The organism is Streptomyces sp. NPDC000404, from assembly GCF_040300365.1.
Taxonomy (GTDB): domain Bacteria; phylum Actinomycetota; class Actinomycetes; order Streptomycetales; family Streptomycetaceae; genus Streptomyces; species Streptomyces ramulosus.
This window is the reverse complement of sequence record NZ_JBEPDN010000001.1, coordinates 533,862-552,009: the sequence shown is the minus strand read 5'-3', so window position 1 is coordinate 552,009 and position 18,148 is coordinate 533,862. Positions and strand designations below refer to the sequence as shown.

The window sequence follows — 18,148 nt, the reverse complement described above, 5'->3', positions numbered from 1 at the left end:
GGCCGGGGCCGTGCGCGAGGGCACCGGGCTCAGCTCCGTATACCTCGACGGTGCCGCCGTCCGTCCGGCCGCGGCATGCGGCCCGCCGGCGGCGGGAGCCTGTCGTGCCCACTCGGGTGTTCCGGCTCGGACGGGGCGCGCACATGCGCACGTCCGCCCTGACGGTTGCGGGTCAGCGCCGGATTTTCACCGGCTTCCCCCGATCGGGCACGCATGGAGTTGTCCGCACATTTTAGCGGCCACCCCACCGAAGCGACCGGGGACGGGGCAGCGGCCACCGCCTCCCGGGGGACGGCGGGGCCCGGCGCCCGGCCGCGCACGACCGCCACCGGGGCGCGGCGGACACCGCCGTACGGCGGCGAACGGGCCCGCCGCCACCGGAGCGGGGCGGCCACCGCCGTCCCCGGTGGCCGCCCCGCCGTGTCGTACGCGCCGTACGCCTCACACCGCCCGGTACGTCACCGGATTCGACCCCGGCACCGCCGCCGCCCGGCCCAGCACCATCAGCCGCCGCAGATGCGCCTCGGCCTCCGCCACCGCGATGGTCCGCGAGGCGTACGGGATCCGCTCCCACGGGCGGTTCCACTCCATCGCCACCGTCAGCTGCCACAGCGTCAACGGCTCCGCCAGCAGCCGCACCAGCCCGCCGAGCCGCGCCTCGTGGTGCGCGAGCAGCGCCCGGGCGCGGCCCGCCGCATCGGTGAACGGATGCTGATGGGCGGGCAGCACCTCCGCCGGGTCGAGCCGCGCGACCCGCTCCAGCGACGCGAGGTAGTCGCCCAGCGGATCGGCCGGCGCCTCGTCCGGCCCCTCGTACACCCCGATGTGCGGGCTGATCCCCGGCAGCAGATGATCACCGGAGAACAGCCGCCCGAACCCGGCGCCCACCTCGTCGCCGCGCGCCCCCGGCGCCCGTCCCGGATGCGCCTCCTCCAGATGCAGACAGACATGGCCGGGCGTGTGGCCCGGCGTCCAGACGGCGCGCAGCCGGCGACCGGGCAGATCCAGCAGTTCGCCCGGGGCGATGTGCCGGTCCGGCACCGCCGCCCGCTGCCCGGGCAGTTCCCCGCCGCGCGCTGTCCGCAACGGCGCGAGGTGCTCCTCGGGTGCCCCGGCGGCGGCCAGCCGCGCGGCCAGCTGCGCCCGCCACGCGGCGGGCCGGGCCTGCCGGGTGCGCCGGACGACCTCGGCGTCCGCCGCGTGCATCGCGATCCACGCACCGGACGCCTCCCGCACCGCGGCGGACAGCCCGTGGTGGTCGGGGTGGTGGTGGGTGAGCAGCACGCCGTGGATGTCGGCGACGGCGAAGCCGCAGGCGGTGATCCCGGCGGTCAGCGCGTCCCAGGAGGCGGGGTCGTCCCAGCCGGTGTCGATGAGCACCGGCCCGCGGCCGGTCTCCAGCAGATGGACGAGGGTGTGGCCGAGCGGATTGCCGGGGAGCGGCACGGAGATGCTCCACACCCCGCCCCGGTGGTCGGTCACCTGCGTCATCCCGGTCCCCTCTCGGTGTGCCGCCCGTCGGGTTCGCGCCGTCCGCATGCACCGGACCACCGCCGTGGGCCGGGACGCCACGTCACTATAACTAGAACGAGTTTCAACGGAGTTCCGCTCGGGGAGGCGATGTCGGTGCAGGCCCCGCCGCCGGTTCCCGGGGCCCTGTGGACTCCTGCTCCGGCAGGTGGTATCAGTTCAACGACCCATAACTGACGCGCCGTCAGAACCAGCCGAGTGACGCTCCATCGACATCCCTTCGGCACCCATTCGGTGCCCCTTCGGCACGGCTCCGGTGCCGCCCCGCCCACCCCGGCGGACGGCCCGGGACGGCGCGCCCCACACGCTCGACGCGCAGGCAGTTGACGGAAGTTACCGCCCGACCCGGACACCCGGCGGGCGGCCGACCGCGGGAGGCGGCAGCCATGAGCGACCTCGTCGAACACGGCAAGCTCTACATAGGCGGTGCGCTCGTCGACCCCGCCGGACCCGACACCCTCGACGTGATCTCCCCGCACACCGAACAACTCATCGGCCGCGTCCCGCACGCCACCCGCACCGACGTCGACCGCGCCGTCACCGCCGCCCGCGCCTCCTTCGACTCCGGCGTCTGGGCCGACGCCCCGCTGGACGAACGGATCGCGGTCATCACCCGCATCAAGGACGCCTTCGCCGTCCGCAGCGAGGAGATCGCCAAGGTCATCAGCGCCGAGAACGGCACCCCCTACACCTCCGGCGTGATGGTCCAGGCGCTCGCCGCGATGCTGGTCTGGGACGCCGCACTCACCGTCGCCCGCGACTTCCCCTTCGAGGAACGCCGCACCGGCATCCTCGGCCCGCTGATCGTCCGCCGCGAGCCCGCCGGCGTCGTCGCCGCGGTCGTCCCCTGGAACGTCCCGCAGTTCACCGCCGCCGCCAAACTCGCCCCCGCCCTCCTCGCCGGCTGCTCCGTCGTCCTCAAGGTCTCGCCCGAGACCCCGCTCGACGCGTACCTCCTCGCCGACATCGCGACGGAGGCGGGCCTGCCGCCGGGCGTCCTGTCGATCCTCCCCGCCGACCGCGAGGTCAGCGAATACCTGGTCGGACACCCCGGCGTCGACAAGGTGTCGTTCACCGGCTCCGTCGCCGCCGGCAAACGCGTCATGGAGGTCGCCGCCCGCAACCTCACCCGCGTCACCCTGGAACTGGGCGGCAAGTCCGCCGCGGTGATCCTGCCCGACGCCGACCTCGACACGGCGGTCGCCGGGATCACCCCGTTCGCCTGGATGATCAACGGCCAGGCGTGCGTCGCCCAGACCCGCATCCTCGCCCCGCGCTCCCGCTACGACGAGATCGCCGAGCGGTTCGCCGCCGCCGCGAACGCCCTGACCGTCGGCGACCCCCTCGACCCCGCCACCGAACTGGGCCCCCTCGTCGCCCGCCGCCAGCAGCAACGCTCCCTCGACTACATCGCCCTCGGCCGCCAGGAGGGCGCCAAGCTCCTCGCCGGCGGCGGCATCCCGGCCGACCGGCCCACCGGCTGGTACGTCGAACCCACCCTCTTCGGCGACGTCACCCCCGCCATGCGCATCGCCCGCGAGGAAATCTTCGGCCCGGTGATCTGCCTGCTCCCGTACGAGGACGAGGCGGAGGCGGTGCGTATCGCCAACGACTCGGAGTACGGCCTGTCCGGCTCCGTGTGGACCGCCGACACCGACCACGGCGTCGACCTCGCCCGCCGCGTCCGCACCGGCACGTACTCCGTGAACACCTTCAGCATCGACATGCTCGGCCCGTTCGGCGGCTACAAGAACTCCGGCATCGGCCGCGAATTCGGCCCCGAGGGCTTCGGCGAATACCTGGAGCACAAGATGATCCACCTCCCGGCAGGTGCGTGATGGGCGACCGCTGGCAGGTCGACGTCGACCGCGGCGTCTGCATCGGCTCCGGCCTGTGCGCCGCCACCGCCCCCGGCCACTTCCGCCTCGACAGCGCCCGCCAGTCCCATCCGTCGGCGCCGGAGACGGACGCGGCCGAGCCCGTTCTGGCGGCGGCCGAGGGCTGCCCGGTGGAGGCGATCGCCATCACGCTGGCGAGCAGCGGAGAAGCGGTCTTTCCACCGGGGGAGGGAGAGGTGGAGGGAGAGGGGGAGGGGTAGGCGGAGGCGGGGGAGGCCAGGGCGCGGGGGTGTTCAGACGGGGTGTGAGGCGTCGGGGCGGGCGCGCGGCCCGAGGGCGTGGAAGGGGTAAGTCCGCCGCGGCTGCGGGTAGTTGGCCCGCAAGGGGGCCTCCCGACCCTTACGGGATCTTCCCTACGGGCCCCCGCCACCGCCCCCACCCCCGACCCCCACCCCGTAGCCCCCTCCCACCAGACGTCAGCGGAGCGTTACCGGTACGTCGGTGAAGCATCAGCGGCGGTCGGCAGTCTTGTTCTCAGAAGCCGGAACACCCCTCGCAGAGAACGGGAAGAACGTGTCGCACCCCACCCGCCGCTACGCTCGTAAGGCCGCTGCCGCCATGGTGATCACGATCGCCGCATTCGGGCTCACCGCCTGCCAGGACGGCGGCACCGACACCTCGTCCTCGTCCTCCGCGGTGTCCCCCGCGGGCAGCGCCAAGTCCTCCGAGAACAAGGCCCCCCAGGGCTCCGCCGGCGGCGCGGCGGCCGACACCCCCAACAAGTCCGGCGTGAAGTGCACGGACCAGATCAACTACGCGGGCGACCCGCGGTCCAACGCCGAGATCAACTCCATCGGCGAGCGGACCGGCCACTGCCCGGCGCCGGAGAAGGGCACCAAGCCGGTGGGCACGCCCAAGAAGCCGGGCACGAAGTGCACCGACCAGATCAACTACGCCGGCGACCCGCGCTCCAACGCCGAGATCAACTCGATCGGCGAGCGGAGCGGCCAGTGCCCGGCGCCGGAGAAGAAGAGCGCCGAGCCGGCGGGTACGCCGAAGAAGCCGGGCGTGAAGTGCACGGACCAGATCGACTACGCGGGCGACCCGCGCCCCAACGCCGAGATCAACTCCGTCGGCGAGGAGAGCGGTTACTGCCCGCCGATCCAGAAGTGAGCAGGTAGCACGCGCCACGGGGCGGGGGATACGCACCGCACACAGGGCCCGACGCGAACGGCGTCGGGCCCTGCGGCGTGGTGCGGAGCTGTACGGGAGCTGTACGGCGGAGCTGTACGAAGAGGACGCGTGGTCGCTGTGCGTCCGGCGGGCGGGCTTGGCGCTGACCCGTAGGGAACATCCCGTAAGGGTCGAAAAGGCCCCCTCGCGGGCCAACTACCCCTGCCCCCACCGGAAGGAACCCCTCCCGCCCCGCCGGGGCGAAACCCCCGCCCCCACCGAGGCAATGCGCCCGGCCCCCCATCAAGGCAAAGCCCCCGCTCGCACCAGGGCGAAACCTCCCACCCCACCGAGGCGCCCCCCCCGCTCCAGCCGGGGTACCCCCACGCCCCGCCCCACCGAAGTCGGATCACCCCCGAAGTCAACTCACCCCGTCACTGCTCCCGCCCCGCTCCCATCCCCGTCCGCCCCCGCCGCCACTCCGATCAGCCGGCAGGCCATCTCGATGTCGATCTTCACCTGGGCGATGGACGCCCGTCCCGACAGCCAGGTGATCAGCGCGGAGTGCCAGGTGTGTTCGATGACGCGGACGGCGGAGAGCTGTTCGGGGGTGGGCGGGCCGTCGAGGCCCATGGCGTCGAGGATGATCGTGGTGGTGAGGCGGGAGACGGTGTCGACCTCGGGGCTGACGGAGCGGTCGGCGAAGGTGAGGGCGCGCACCATGGCGTCGGCCAGGTGGGGTTCGCGCTGGAGGGCGCGGAAGGCCCGCATGAGGGTCTGGGCGACGCGGGCGCCGGGGTCCTCGTCGGACGGCGGGCGTTTGCGGAGCGTGGTGTGCAGGTGTTGCAGCTGGTCCTGCATGGTGGCGACCAGCAGGTGCACCTTGGACGGGAAGTAGCGGTAGAGGGTGCCGAGGGCGACGCCGGAGGATTCGGCGACCTCGCGCATCTGGACGGCGTCGAAGCCGCCGCGGCCGGCCAGCCGGGCGCTGGTGTGCAGGATGCGTCGGCGCCGCGCCTCCTGACGTTCGGTCAGGGGTGGACTCGCGGGAAGTGCCGGCCTGGCCGCCCTGGATTCCGTAGTCATATGTCCCATTCCATGGCATTTCGTCCGCGATGCGGTGCTGTGCCGGTGGTGCGATCGGCACAGCATGGCAGGGGCCCCGGCCGTGGCGCGAATCACCCGATGCGGCTCCTCGCGCTCCGCGACCGGCCGGTAGATTCAACAGCTCGTGAACTGATCAGTAGCTCTTCAGTTCTGAAACTTGTTCTAGATTACCGCCAGCGGTTACGCTCCGGCGGACGTCCAGTGAGGAAAAGGGGGCCGCGCGTGACCGCAGAGGCCGTCCAGGCAGCGACGCCACGCCCCGGTGGCGCTCCCTCCACCACCGCCCGGCCGCACGGCGACGACCCCCTGCGCATCGCGATGCTGACGTACAAGGGGAACCCGTTCTGCGGCGGACAGGGCGTCTACGTCCGCCACCTCTCCCGCGAACTGGCCCGCCTCGGACACACCGTCGAGGTCATCGGTGCCCAGCCCTATCCGGTGCTCGACGAGGGCGTCCCGCTCACCGAGCTGCCCAGCCTCGATCTCTACCGTCAGCCCGACCCGTTCCGCACGCCGAAGCGCGGCGAGTACCGCGACTGGATCGACGCGCTGGAGGTCGCCACCATGTGGACCGGCGGCTTCCCCGAGCCGCTCACCTTCTCCCTGCGGGCCCGGCGTCACCTCGCCGCCCGCCGCGGCGAGTTCGACGTCGTCCACGACAACCAGACCCTCGGCTACGGCCTGCTCGGCGGCCCCGGTGCGCTCGGCGCCCCGCTGGTCACCACCATCCACCACCCCATCACCGTCGACCGGCGCCTCGACCTCGCCGCCGCCGGCGGAACGGCCCGCCGCCTCTCCGTCCGCCGCTGGTACGGCTTCACCCGGATGCAAAAGCGCGTCGCCCGCCGCCTGCCGTCCGTCCTCACCGTCTCCGGCTCCTCGCGCCAGGAGATCATCGACGACCTCGGCGTCCGCCGCGACCGCATCCACGTCGTGCCCATCGGCGCCGACACTGACCTCTTCGCCCCGGACCCGTCCGTCCCCGAGGTGCCCGGCCGCATCGTCACCACCTCCAGCGCCGACGTCCCCCTCAAGGGCCTGGTCCACCTCGTCGAGGCGCTCGGCAAGGTCCGCACGGAGCACCCCGACGCGCACCTCGTCGTCGTCGGCAAACGCGCCGACGACGGGCCGGTCGCCGCCGCCGTCGAACGCCTCGGCCTCTCCGGCGCCATCGAGTTCGTCAAGGGCATCACCGACGCCGAACTGGTCGACCTGGTGCGCGGCGCCCAGATCGCCTGCGTCCCCTCCCTCTACGAAGGGTTCTCGCTGCCCGCCGCCGAGGCGATGGCCACCGGCACCCCGCTGCTCGCCACCACCGGCGGCGCCATCCCCGAGGTCGCCGGGCCCGACGGCGAGACCTGCCTCGCCGTGCCGCCGGGCGACGCCGAAGCCCTCGCCGGCGGACTGCGGCGCCTCCTCGGCGACGCGGCCCTCCGCCGCCGGCTGGGCGCCGCCGGACGCGAACGCGTCCTCGCCCGCTTCACCTGGCGGCAGGCGGCCCTCGGCACCGCCGAGCGCTACCGCGAGGCCATCGCCCGGCAGTCCGCCACCGCCCGCGCCGCCGCCCCGAGCCCCGCCGGGCGCGCCTAGCCCCGCCGGGCGAGCCCGGCCCCCGTCACCGCCCCAGAGTTCCACCGCCCCGCCCCGCCGGACGAAAGCAGAACGCCGTGCTGACCGTCGACTTCTCCCGCTTCCCGCTCGCCCCGGGCGACCGCGTGCTCGACCTGGGCTGCGGCGCCGGTCGCCACGCCTTCGAGTGCTACCGCCGCGGCGCGCAGGTCGTCGCCCTCGACCGGAACGCCGACGAGATCCGCGAGGTCGCCAAGTGGTTCGCCGCCATGGAGGAGGCGGGTGAGGCGCCCGCCGGCGCCACCGCCACCGCCATGGAGGGCGACGCACTGGCCCTGCCGTTCCCCGACGACTCCTTCGACGTCGTGATCATCTCCGAGGTCATGGAGCACATCCCCGACGACAAGGGCGTCCTCGCCGAGATGGTGCGGGTGCTGCGCCCCGGCGGCCGGATCGCCGTCACCGTCCCGCGCTACGGCCCCGAGAAGATCTGCTGGGCGCTGAGCGACGCGTACCACGAGGTCGAGGGCGGCCACATCCGCATCTACCGCGGCGACGAACTCCTCGCCAAGATGCGCGCCGCCGGGCTCAAGCCGTACGGCACCCACCACGCCCACGGACTCCACAGCCCCTACTGGTGGCTGAAGTGCGCCTTCGGGGTCGACAACGACCAGGCGCTGCCGGTCAAGGCGTTCCACAAGCTGCTGGTCTGGGACATCATGAAGAAACCGCTGGCCACCCGGGTCGCCGAGCAGGCACTCAACCCGCTCATCGGCAAGAGCTTCGTCGCCTACGCCACCAAGCCGCACCTGCCCGAGGCGGCCGCCAAGTGACCAGCCCCGGCCGCACCGAACGCCTCGTCCTCCCCGGGGTGCTCACCGCCGAACAGGCCGCCCGTACGGTCGCCGGCATCCTCGCCACCCAGCGCACCGACGGCGCCATCCCCTGGTTCCGCGGTCACCACCTCGACCCGTGGGACCACACCGAGGCGGCCATGGCGCTCGACGCCGCCGGCGAGCACGAGCGCGCTGCGGCGGCGTACGAGTGGCTGCGCCGTCACCAGAACCCCGACGGCTCCTGGTACGCGGCCTACGCCGACGGCGACGCGGACGAGCCCACCGACCGCGGCCGGGAGACCAACTTCTGCGCCTACCTCGCGGTCGGCGTCTGGCACCACTTCCTGTCCACCGGCGACGAGACGTTCCTCGACCGCATGTGGCCCGCCGTCTACGCCGCGACCGAGTTCGTCCTCGCGCTTCAGCAGCCCGGCGGCGAGATCGGCTGGAAGCGGGAGGACGACGGCACGCCCGTCAACGAGGCGCTGCTGACCGGCTCCTCCTCCGTCCACCACGCGCTGCGGTGCGCGCTGGCCATGGCCGAGCAGCGGGAGGAGCCGCAGCCCGACTGGGAGCTGGCGCTCGGCCGCCTCGGCCACGCGCTGCGCGAGCACCCCGAACGCTTCCTCGACAAGTCCCGCTACTCCATGGACTGGTACTACCCGATCCTCGGCGGCGCGGTCCGCGGCGCCGAGGCCCGGGAGCGGATCGACGCCCGATGGGACGCGTTCGTCGTCCCCGGGCTCGGCGTGCGCTGCGTGCTGCCCAACCCGTGGGTCACCGGCGGCGAGAGCGCCGAACTGGCCCTCGCGCTGTGGGCGATGGGCGAGTCCGACCGCGCCGTGCAGATCCTCTCCTGGATCCAGCACCTGCGCGCCGACGACGGCATGTACTGGACCGGGTACGTCTTCGACGACGAGACGATCTGGCCACGGGAGCGGACCTCCTGGACCGCCGGTTCGCTGCTGCTCGCGGTGGCGGCGCTCGGCGGCGACGAGGCCACGACGTCGGTCTTCGGCGGCGAGAACCTGCCCATCGGCCTCGCCCCGGACTGCTGCCGCTGACGCCGCGCCCGGCGGCGAAAACGGCTCGCCAGCGCGTTCGGGAAAATCCGGCGCGTCCCGGAAGCCGCCGCGTTACGGTGCGCCCATGACACTCCAAGGATCACTCAGCCACGAGCGGTACTGTGCCGAACTCCTCGCGGAGGCCGAGGCGTTCCGGGACGCCGTGCGCGGCGCGGACCTCACCGCCACCGTGCCGACGTGCCCGGACTGGAAGCTCGTCGACCTGATCCGGCACGTCGGCGGCGCGCACCGCTGGGCCGGGGCGATGGTCGCCCGCCGCGCCACCGAAGCCGTCCCGTTCGCCGATATCCCGGACATCCAGGGCCCCGAGGGTGACGACCCGGACGCCCTGGACCGCTGGCTCGCCGAGGGCGCCGAGGAGACCGTACGGGCGCTGCGGGAGGCCGGGCCGGAGGGCGCGGTGTGGACGTGGACGCCGGAGCGGCGGGCCGGGTTCTGGTCGCGGCGGATGGTCCACGAGACGGTCGTGCACCGCGCCGACGCCGCGCTGACCGCCGGTGTGCCCTTCGAGGTCGCCCCGGAGGTGGCGGCGGACTGCCTGGAGGAGTGGTTCCAGCTGGGCGCGCTGCCCGAGGTCGCGGCGCGGCTGGCCGACCGCGAGGGCGTCACGTCGCCGTTCGCGCCCGGCCGTTCGGTCCATCTGCACGCCACCGACGCCCCGCCGGAGCTGACCGCCGAGTGGCTCCTCGACCTCTCCGGTGACCGCGTCGTCCACCGCCGCGCCCACGAGAAGGCCGCCGTGGCGGTCCGCGGCCCGCTGACCGACCTGCTCCTGCTCGCCTTCCAGCGGCTGCCCGCCGACAGCGACCGCGTCGAGATCATCGGCGAGCGCGAGGTGCTCGACGACTGGCTGACGTACGCGACGTTCGGCTGAGCGGGCGAGCGGGCGGCCGGGCCGCAGCCGCGCCGGTCCGCGGGCCGCTAAGCCGTCAGCTCCGCCAGCACCCGCAGCGTGTGCGGATCGGGCGCGGTCACCAGCAGATCGGTGACCGGGCCCGTCCGCCACAGCGCCAGCCGCTCCGCGATCCGCTCCCGCGGCCCCACCAGCGAGATCTCGTCCGCGAACGCGTCCGGCACGGCCGCCATCGCCTCGTCCCGGCGGCCCGTCAGGAAGAGTTCCTGGATCCGGTGCGCCTCCTCGGCGAACCCCATCCGGGCCATCAGCCGGGCGTGGAAGTTCTTCGCGGCGTGCCCCATGCCGCCGATGTAGAAGCCGAGCATCGCCTTGACCGGCCACAGCCCCTCGGCGACGTCGTCGCAGACCACGGCCCGTACCAGCGGCGCGATCCGGAAGCCCGCCGGCGCCGCGCGCAGCGACTGTTCGTACACGCCGGTGCGCAGCGGCGACCAGTACAGCGGCAGCCAGCCGTCCGCGATCCGGGTGGTCTGCGCGATGTTCTTGGGACCCTCGGCGCCGAGCAGCACCGGCAGGTCGGGGCGGAGCGGGTGGGTGATCGGTTTGAGCGGCTTGCCGAGCCCGGTGGCGCCGGCGCCGCGGTAGGGCAGCGGGTGGTACGGCCCGTCCGACGTCACCGGGGCGCCGCGCCGCAGCACCTGCCGGACGATGTCGACGTATTCGCGGGTCGCGGTCAGCGGGCTCGCCGGGAACGGCCGCCCGTACCAGCCCTCGACGACCTGCGGCCCGGACAGCCCCAGGCCCAGCAGCAGCCGCCCGCCGGAGAGATGGTCGAGGGTGAGCGCCTGCATCGCGGTGGCCGTCGGGGTGCGCGCGGCCATCTGCGCGATGCCGGTGCCCAGGGCGATCCGGGAGGTGTGCGCGGCGATCCAGGTGAGCGCGGTGAACGCGTCCGAGCCCCAGGACTCCGCGGTCCACACCGAGGCGTAGCCGAGCCGTTCGGCCTCCCGGGCCAGCTCCAGATGGCGGGGATCGGGGCCGCGGCCCCAGTAGCCGAGCGCCAGCCCCAGTCGCATGCCCGCCCCTCCCGCCGCCGGAAACCGCAGAGCCCGCACCAGAACTGACGTAGCGTCAGGAACGGTCGGGTGGGCGCACTGTACGGCGCGGTGCCGGGCGGTGCAACGGTCCCTCGTCCGGCGCGAGACGCCCCGCCCGCCCCCGGACAGCACGAAGGCCCCCTGCCGGAAGGCGAGGGGGCCGTCGTACGGCGGTGACGCGAAGGCGTCAGCCGCGCTGGATGCCGGTGGTGTCCTGCAGGACGCCGCGGCGGCCGTCCTGCGTCTGCGCGATCAGGGCCTGACCGCGCTGCTCCACCGCGAGGTACCAGGTGCCGGGCGCCAGCTCCGCGATCGGCGACGGCGAACCGTCCTCGCCGTACAGCGGACGCGCCACCGGCACCGCGAACCAGAACGCCGCGAACTCCGCGGGCGCCGCCGCGCCCTGCGCGCCGCCGACCGTGCCGCCGGCCGCCGCGGGCTGCTGGCCGCCGTAGCTCTGCTGCGCCGGATCGGGCTGCTGCTGACCGCCGGGGTAGCCGTATCCCTGGCCCTGCGGCTGCTGCTGCGCGCCCGGGTAGCCGTAGCCCGGCTGCGGACCGGCGCCGTACGGAGCGGCCGCGGCCTGCGGCTTCGGGGCGCCGAGCAGCGGCGCGCTCAGGGCCGGGACCAGCGGCGTGGCGATGGCCCCCGCGGCCAGCACCAGCGCGGCGATCAGGCCGAGGATGTGGCCCGCCGAGGCACCGCTGCCGTTGACGATCCACCAGAACTCGGTCCAGACGACGAACACCGACAGCACGACGCCGATCTGGCCCAGCTCCAGACCGAGGACCTTCGGGGGCTGCGGCAGCGCCCGCGCCAGCACGATCAGGGCCGCGGCGATGACGCCCGCGAGGTACACGCACATCAGCAGCGGCAGCGCGTCCCAGGCGTTGGGGCCCGAGGACGGCGCCGGGCAGTACTTGCCGACACAGTCGGAAGCGCCGGTCGAATAGAGGGGGAGGAACGAGGCGATGAACAGCAACACCGCTGCTCCGGTCACCACGCCGTCACCTCGACTGAGGGAGCGGATGTTCACGTAAAGGTCCTTTGTCGGTTTCGGGTTCGGATCGTCGCTGTCGCTCGGTGCGCGGCGGGAGGCGCGGCGGTGGCCCCCCATCGTAAAGGCGAACCTATCGCCCGGGCGGGCGGGCCGTCCTGCCGGTCGATGCACCGTAGGGGAACACCGGGAGCCCGCGGGGGCGCATTCCGTGCCCGGCGTTCCGGGAGGTCCGTCTCAATCCTCCAAGAAGTCCGTAATGCCCTCGGCGATGCCGCGCGCGGCCTTTTGCCGCCACTGCGGATCGGTCAATTGCGCGGCGTCCTTCGGATCGCGCATATTGCCGCACTCGATGAAGACCTTCGGCACCTTCGAAAGGTTGAGACCGCCGAGATCGGAACGGACGTCGAGGCCCGTTCCGTCGCCGAGGTAATTGGACGGGGCGCTGCCCGTCACGGCCCCGAAGCGCGCGGCCAGTTGCGTGCCGAGCGCCCGCGACGGCGCCACGATCGCGGAGGTGTCCGCCTTGCCCGCGGTGACCCGCGCCGGGAGGATCACATGGAATCCGCGGTTGCCCACGGCCGAACCGTCCGCGTGCACCGACACCGCGGCATCGGCGTGCGCGGAGTTGCCCAGCGCCGCCCGCTCGTCGACACAGGGCCCGTACGGCCGGTCGCCGTCCTGCGTGAACACCACCTTCGCGCCCTCCTTGTGGAGCAGCTCCCGCGCCCGCCGCGCGACATCCAGCGTGTACGACGCCTCGGCGTAGCCGTCGTCGGTCGACGTGCCGGTGGTGTCGCACTCCTTGCGGGCGTTGCCGACGTCCACCGGGCGGGCGATCTTTGCGGTGTGGTCGCGGTTGCGCAGGTTGTGCCCCGGATCGAGGAGGACGACCTTGCCGGTCAGCCTGGCGTGCCCCGAGGGGGCGTGGCCCGCGCCGTGCCCGGTGGGGGCGTGCGACGGGGCGGGCGCGCCGTGCGGCGCCGCCGCCGGCGGCTCGCCGTCGGCCGACCGCCGGAGGAACCAGCCCGCCGCCCCGGCGGCGACCACCGCCACCAGCAGAACGGCGACGAGGACGCCGCGCCTGCGACGACGGGGCTCGGGGTGCGGGGAGGAGGGGCCGGAGAACACGTCGGTGATGGTAGCCCGCTCAGATTCCGGGGCCGGTGCGCCGCAGTACGTGCAGGGAACGGCAGGACGAGATCTCGGTGAACGCACCGGACTCCAGCGCCCGCCGGTAGATCCGGTACGGCGCCTGCCCGCCGTCCGCCGGGTCCGCGAACACGTCGTGGATGACCAGCAGCCCGCCCTCCGCGAGGTGCGGCGCCCAGCCCTCGTAGTCGGCGGTGGCGTGCTCGTCGGTGTGCCCGCCGTCCACGAAGACCAGCCCGACCGGCGCCCCCCACACCGCCGCGACCTGCGGCGACCGCCCGACCAGCGCGATCACGTGGTCCTCCAGACCGGCCGCGTGCAGGGTGCGGCGGAACGTCGGCAGGGTGTCCATCCGGCCCACCTCCGGGTCGACCACCGACGGGTCGTGGTACTCCCAGCCCGGCTGCTGCTCCTCGCTGCCCCGGTGGTGGTCGACCGTGAGCGCCGTCACGCCCGCCGCCCGCGCCGCGTCGGCGAGCAGGATCGTGGACCGCCCGCAGTACGTGCCGACCTCCAGCAGCGGCAGCCCGAGCGCCGCCGCCTCCACCGCGGCGGCGTGCAGCGCCCGCCCCTCGTCCACGGGCATGAACCCCTTGGCCGCCTCGAAGGCGGCGAGGGTCTGCGGCGCGATCTGAACGTCGGCGGGCACGGCGGCCATGGCGTCCTCCTGGTCGTACGGTCCGATGGGATTCCGCCCGGGGCGGGCCCGGTGGGTCATGGTGCCGTACGGGGGAGAGCGGGGAGCGGGTGGGGGCCGGTGCCGGACGGAAATCCGGAAAGAGGAGCCGCGGATCCGTATTCCGGAGAGCGCTATCCGGGCGTTCCGGGGGCGGGGGTACGACGGCCATTCCGGATTACCGGCAATTCGCCGGTCGGCGTACGGGAATCGGGGCCGGGAAAAGGGAGAGCGGAATGCGGGACGGAATCGGCCGTGGCGGTGGCGTTCACCCGCCTCGGGCCTCGTTCTCGTACGCGGACGGGGGATCGGCCAGTTCGGGGTGACGGTGCCAGTAGCCCTCGCCGTGCAGCGTCAGCATCGCCCAGTGCCACGCCTCGTCGTGGAAGATGAGCCCGCGCAGCGGCGCACCGGCCGGTTCGTACGGGTAGCGCCCGAGCGCCGCGGCCCGCGCCTCCTGCGGGGTGCGGTCGCCGTACCGGCACAGCACCCAGGCGTAGAGACGGCGCTCCTCCTCCAGGTAGGCGCGGTACTCGGTCTCGGTCCAGGTCATGCGGGGAGCCTAGGCGCGCCCGCCGCCGGAGCCGTCATCCGGCCCACATCTGACCTTCCGTCAGATTGAAACGTGTTCTACTCTGCCCGCCATGGGCATCGGAATCACGCAGGACCAACGTGACCTGGCCGAGGCGGTGCGGGGCTGGGCCGCACGGGCCGTACCCCCCGAGGCGGTGCGCGCGACGGTCGACGCGGGGGAGACCGGGAAGGCGTCCCGGGAACGGCCCGCTCACTGGGGCGAGTTGGCCGCGCAGGGGCTGCTCGGGCTGCACCTTCCGGAGCGCGCGGGCGGGGGCGGCGGCACCGCACTCGACCTCGCGGTCGCGCTGGAGGAGCTGGGCGCGGCGCTGTTCCCCGGGCCGTATCCCGGCAGCGTCCTCGCCGCCGAGCTGCTGCACCGCGGCGGCGCGGACGACCTCGCGGCGGCGCTCGCCACCGGCGACCGGATCGGCGCCGTCGCCCTCGGCCCCGGTAGCCTCACCGCCACCGCCACCCCCGGCGGCTACGTCCTCGACGGCACCGCGCCCCCGGTCGTGGGCGGCGGCCCCGCCGACCTGATCCTGCTGGCCGCCCGGGACGCCACGGCGACGGAAGGCGCCGGGGAGGCGCCGGACCCGGCGGCCACCGGGGAATCCCTGGCCATCGGGGATGCCGGGTCCGCCGGGGATGGCCGGCCCGCGCCCCTCTGGTTCGCCGTCGACGCCGCCGCCCTCTCCGTCCGCGTCCAGCGCTCCGCCGACCCCACCCGCCCCACCGCCGAGGTGCGGGCCGACACAGTGACCGTGCCCGCCTCCCGGCGGCTCGCCGTCGACTCCGCGCTCGTCCGGGACCTCGCCGGGGTGCTGTACGCCGCCGAGAGCTGCGGCACCGCCGCCCGCACGCTGCGCACCGCCACCGAACACGCCGCCGTACGCGTCCAGTTCGGGCGGCCCATCGGGCAGTTCCAGGCGGTCAAGCACCTGTGCGCCACCATGCTGATCCGCTGCGAGACGGCCCGGGCGCTGGTCTGGGACGCGGCGCGGGCGCTCGATGCGCCGCCCGCCGAACGCGGACTCGCCGCCGCCCTCGCCACCGCCACCGCCCTCGACGCCGCCTTCGACAACGCCAAGGACTGCATCCAGATCCTCGGCGGCACCGGCTTCACCTGGGAACACGACGCCCATCTGCATCTGCGCCGGGCCACCGCCACCCGCCAGCTCCTCGGCCCCGGCGACAGCCACCGGCAGCGCGCCGCCCGCCTCGCCGCCGACGGCGCCCGCCGCGCCCTGAACCTCGAACTGCCGCCCGCCGCCGAGGAGTTCCGCCGCCGGGCCCGGACCGCGCTCGGCGCCGCCCGCGGCCTCGACCCGGCCGCCGCCCGCCGGGCGCTGGCCCCCTCCGGGTACGCCGCCCCGCACCTGCCGCCCCCGTACGGACTCGGCGCCGGGCCCGTCCAGCAGCTCGCCATCCAGCAGGAGACGGCCGCCGCCGGGATCGTGATCTCCGGCCTGTCCATCGCCACCTGGGTCGTCCCCGCCCTCCTCACCCACGGCACCGAGGAGCAGCGCGCCCGCTATCTGCCGCCCACCCTCCGCGGCGACCTCGCCTGGTGCCAGCTCTTCTCCGAACCCGAGGCCGGATCCGACCTGGCGTCGCTGCGCACCCGCGCCGAGCGGACCGCCGGCGGCTGGCGGATCACCGGCCAGAAGGTGTGGACCTCCGCCGCCCGCGAGGCCGACCACGGCATCCTCCTCGCCCGCACCGACCCCGACGCCCCCAAACACCGCGGCCTGACCTTCTTCGTCGTCGACATGCGCGCCCTGGGCATCACCGTCCGCCCGCTGCGCGAGATCACCGGCGACGCCCTCTTCAACGAGGTGTTCCTCGACGGGGTGGAGCTGCCCGCCGATGCGGTGGTCGGCGCCGTCGGCGACGGCTGGAAGGTCGCCCGCACCACCCTGGGCAACGAACGCGTCCACATGGCCGACCAGATGACGTTCGACACCGGTCTCGCCACCCTCCTCGACCACGCCGCCCGCCGCGACGGCGCCGTCCGCGCCCGCGCCGGGGCGCTCGCCGCCGAGGCGCACGCCCTCGGCTGCCTCGCCCTGCGCACCACCCTCCAGCAGGTCGCCGGCGAGGAACCGGGCGCCGGGGCCAGCATCCGCAAGCTCGTCCAGACCGCCCACCAGCAAAAGAGCGCCGAACTGGCCCTGGAACTCCTCGGCCCCGGCGGCGCCCTCGACGAGGGGCCGGGCGCCCGCGCGCTGCACGGCTTCCTGATGTCGCGCTGCCTGACCATCGCCGGCGGCACCACCCAGGTCCAGCTCAACGTCGTCGCCGAACGGCTCCTCGGCCTGCCCCGCGACCCCGAACCGCGCCCCCTCATCTGACCCGCATCCGGCCCGCGCCCCCGGGGCGCGGCCGCCGACGCCCAGGAGGCACCGTGACCGGCAAGGCGTACATCGTCGGCGTCGGAATGACGCCCTTCACCAAACCCGAGACCGGCGACCGGCAGTACGCGGACCTCGCCGCGGAGGCGGGCGGCAACGCCCTCGCCGACGCGGGGATCGGCTACGACGCCGTCGAACAGGTCCCCGTCGGCTACTGCCACCAGCCCTCCACCGCAGGTCAGCGCGCCGTCTACGGGCTGGGCATGACCGGCGTGCCCGTCTACAACGTCAACAACAACTGCGCGACCGGCGCCACCGCCCTGATGCTGGCCCGCCAGTTCGTCGAGGCCGGCGTCAACGACTGCGTGCTCGCCCTCGGCTTCGAGCAGATGCGGCGCGGCGCGCTCGGCGCGGGCGCCGGCAGCGGCGACTTCGCCGCCTCGCCCGTCGCCCGCCACTACGGTGTGATGGCCGCCACCCACGGCTTCGGGAAAACCCCGCCCACCGCCCAGCTCTTCGGCAACGCCGCCCGCGAGCACATGGACCGCCACGGCACCACCGCCGAACAGCTCGCCGCCGTCGGCGCCAAGAACCACCGCCACTCCGCGCACAACCCGTACGCGCAGTTCCGGGACGTCTACACGGTCGAGGAGATCCTCGCCGCCCCCGTCGTCCACGCACCGCTGACCCGGCTCCAGTGCTCCCCGACCTCGGACGGCGCGGCCGCCGCCGTCGTCGCCTCCGAACGGTTCGTCGCCGCCCACGGCCTCGCCGACCGCGCCGTCGAGATCGCCGCGCAGGCCATGACCACCGACACCGAGGAGAGCTTCGCCTCCGGCACCTGCACCGACGTCGTCGGCACCCCGCTGACCCGCGCCGCCGCCCGCCAGGTCTACGAGGAGAGCGGCCTCGGCATCGAGGACGTCGACGTCATCGAGCTGCACGACTGCTTCTCCGTTAACGAACTCCTCACCTACGAGGCGCTGGGCATGTGCGCCGAGGGCGCGTCCGGCGCGCTCGTCGCCGACGGCGCGACGACCTACGGCGGCCGCTGGGTGGTCAATCCGTCCGGCGGGCTGATCTCCAAGGGCCACCCGCTGGGCGCCACCGGCCTCGCCCAGGCCGCCGAGCTGGTGTGGCAGCTGCGCGGCACGGCCGGTGAACGGCAGGTGACCGGGGCCCGGACCGGCCTCGCCCACAACATCGGCCTCGGCGGCGCCGCGGTGGTGACCCTGCTCCGCAAGTGACCCCGGAGAAACGGGAGTTGGGAGGCGTGCGGGCCCCGAACCGGGCCGCCCCGGGGCA

At 74.3% G+C, this 18,148-nt stretch carries 16 protein-coding genes and 1 riboswitch; of the genes, 9 read left to right on the top strand and 7 right to left on the bottom strand.

Going from position 1 to position 18,148, the window contains the following annotated elements; genetic code table 11:
• Positions 1-94: 94 nt before the first annotated feature.
• Positions 95-237, bottom strand: a riboswitch (cobalamin riboswitch).
• A 204-nt stretch (positions 238-441) separates the two neighbouring features.
• Complete coding sequence (locus tag ABT345_RS02440) at positions 442-1,491, bottom strand: Strvi_7410 family MBL fold metallo-hydrolase (RefSeq protein WP_345083694.1); 1,050 nt, start codon at positions 1,489-1,491, stop codon at positions 442-444.
• A gap of 425 nt (positions 1,492-1,916) precedes the next feature.
• Here ABT345_RS02440 and ABT345_RS02435 point away from each other — a divergent pair, with 425 nt between their 5' ends.
• The 3 genes from ABT345_RS02435 to ABT345_RS02425 all read left to right on the top strand — a co-directional run bounded on the left by ABT345_RS02435 (position 1,917) and on the right by ABT345_RS02425 (position 4,541).
• Positions 1,917-3,368, top strand: a complete 1,452-nt coding sequence (locus ABT345_RS02435; protein ID WP_345083692.1) for an aldehyde dehydrogenase — start codon at positions 1,917-1,919, stop codon at positions 3,366-3,368.
• Entirely contained in the window at positions 3,368-3,628 is a 261-nt protein-coding gene (locus tag ABT345_RS02430) for a ferredoxin (protein ID WP_345083690.1), read from the top strand. Before ABT345_RS02435 ends, ABT345_RS02430 begins: the two co-directional genes overlap by 1 nt.
• Positions 3,629-3,986: 358 nt before the next feature.
• Positions 3,987-4,541 (top strand): hypothetical protein, encoded by a 555-nt coding sequence (locus ABT345_RS02425; protein WP_345083688.1) that lies wholly within the window; start codon positions 3,987-3,989, stop codon positions 4,539-4,541.
• Positions 4,542-4,967: 426 nt separating this feature from the next.
• Here the strand turns inward: ABT345_RS02425 and ABT345_RS02420 are convergent, their stop codons facing one another.
• Positions 4,968-5,627: a TetR family transcriptional regulator gene (locus tag ABT345_RS02420; RefSeq protein ID WP_345083686.1), complete on the bottom strand. Its 660-nt coding sequence runs from the start codon at positions 5,625-5,627 to the stop codon at positions 4,968-4,970.
• 243 nt (positions 5,628-5,870) lie between these two features.
• Here ABT345_RS02420 and ABT345_RS02415 point away from each other — a divergent pair, with 243 nt between their 5' ends.
• The 4 genes from ABT345_RS02415 to ABT345_RS02400 all read left to right on the top strand — a co-directional run bounded on the left by ABT345_RS02415 (position 5,871) and on the right by ABT345_RS02400 (position 10,012).
• Positions 5,871-7,238, top strand: a complete 1,368-nt coding sequence (locus tag ABT345_RS02415) for a glycosyltransferase family 4 protein (protein ID WP_345083684.1) — start codon at positions 5,871-5,873, stop codon at positions 7,236-7,238.
• A gap of 77 nt (positions 7,239-7,315) precedes the next feature.
• Entirely contained in the window at positions 7,316-8,050 is a 735-nt protein-coding gene (locus ABT345_RS02410; protein WP_345083682.1) for a class I SAM-dependent methyltransferase, read from the top strand.
• Positions 8,047-9,117, top strand: coding sequence for a prenyltransferase/squalene oxidase repeat-containing protein (locus ABT345_RS02405; protein ID WP_345083680.1), 1,071 nt, complete (start codon positions 8,047-8,049; stop codon positions 9,115-9,117). The genes ABT345_RS02410 and ABT345_RS02405 overlap by 4 nt, the downstream gene beginning before the upstream one ends.
• A gap of 85 nt (positions 9,118-9,202) precedes the next feature.
• Positions 9,203-10,012 carry a maleylpyruvate isomerase family mycothiol-dependent enzyme gene (locus ABT345_RS02400; RefSeq protein ID WP_345083678.1) on the top strand — a complete coding sequence of 270 codons (810 nt, stop codon included), beginning with the start codon at positions 9,203-9,205 and terminating at the stop codon, positions 10,010-10,012.
• Positions 10,013-10,059: 47 nt separating this feature from the next.
• Here ABT345_RS02400 and ABT345_RS02395 read toward each other — a convergent pair whose 3' ends face one another.
• The 5 genes from ABT345_RS02395 to ABT345_RS02375 form a co-directional block, all read right to left on the bottom strand.
• A complete protein-coding gene (locus ABT345_RS02395) occupies positions 10,060-11,070 on the bottom strand; it encodes an LLM class F420-dependent oxidoreductase (protein ID WP_345083676.1) in 1,011 nt (336 codons plus the stop codon).
• Positions 11,071-11,278: 208 nt separating this feature from the next.
• A complete protein-coding gene (locus tag ABT345_RS02390) occupies positions 11,279-12,127 on the bottom strand; it encodes a hypothetical protein (RefSeq protein ID WP_345083674.1) in 849 nt (282 codons plus the stop codon).
• Between the two features lie 198 nt (positions 12,128-12,325).
• Entirely contained in the window at positions 12,326-13,219 is an 894-nt protein-coding gene (locus tag ABT345_RS02385) for an N-acetylmuramoyl-L-alanine amidase (protein WP_345083672.1), read from the bottom strand.
• Between the two features lie 19 nt (positions 13,220-13,238).
• On the bottom strand, positions 13,239-13,898 hold the full coding sequence (locus ABT345_RS02380) for a class I SAM-dependent methyltransferase (protein WP_345083670.1): 660 nt from the start codon (positions 13,896-13,898) through the stop codon (positions 13,239-13,241).
• Between the two features lie 286 nt (positions 13,899-14,184).
• Positions 14,185-14,469 (bottom strand): hypothetical protein, encoded by a 285-nt coding sequence (locus tag ABT345_RS02375; RefSeq protein ID WP_345083668.1) that lies wholly within the window; start codon positions 14,467-14,469, stop codon positions 14,185-14,187.
• Between the two features lie 91 nt (positions 14,470-14,560).
• On the opposite strand from ABT345_RS02375, the gene ABT345_RS02370 reads away from it, so the two are divergent.
• On the top strand, positions 14,561-16,843 hold the full coding sequence (locus ABT345_RS02370) for an acyl-CoA dehydrogenase family protein (RefSeq protein ID WP_345083666.1): 2,283 nt from the start codon (positions 14,561-14,563) through the stop codon (positions 16,841-16,843).
• A 53-nt stretch (positions 16,844-16,896) separates the two neighbouring features.
• On the top strand, positions 16,897-18,090 hold the full coding sequence (locus ABT345_RS02365; protein WP_345083664.1) for a lipid-transfer protein: 1,194 nt from the start codon (positions 16,897-16,899) through the stop codon (positions 18,088-18,090).
• The last annotated feature ends 58 nt before the right edge of the window (positions 18,091-18,148 follow it).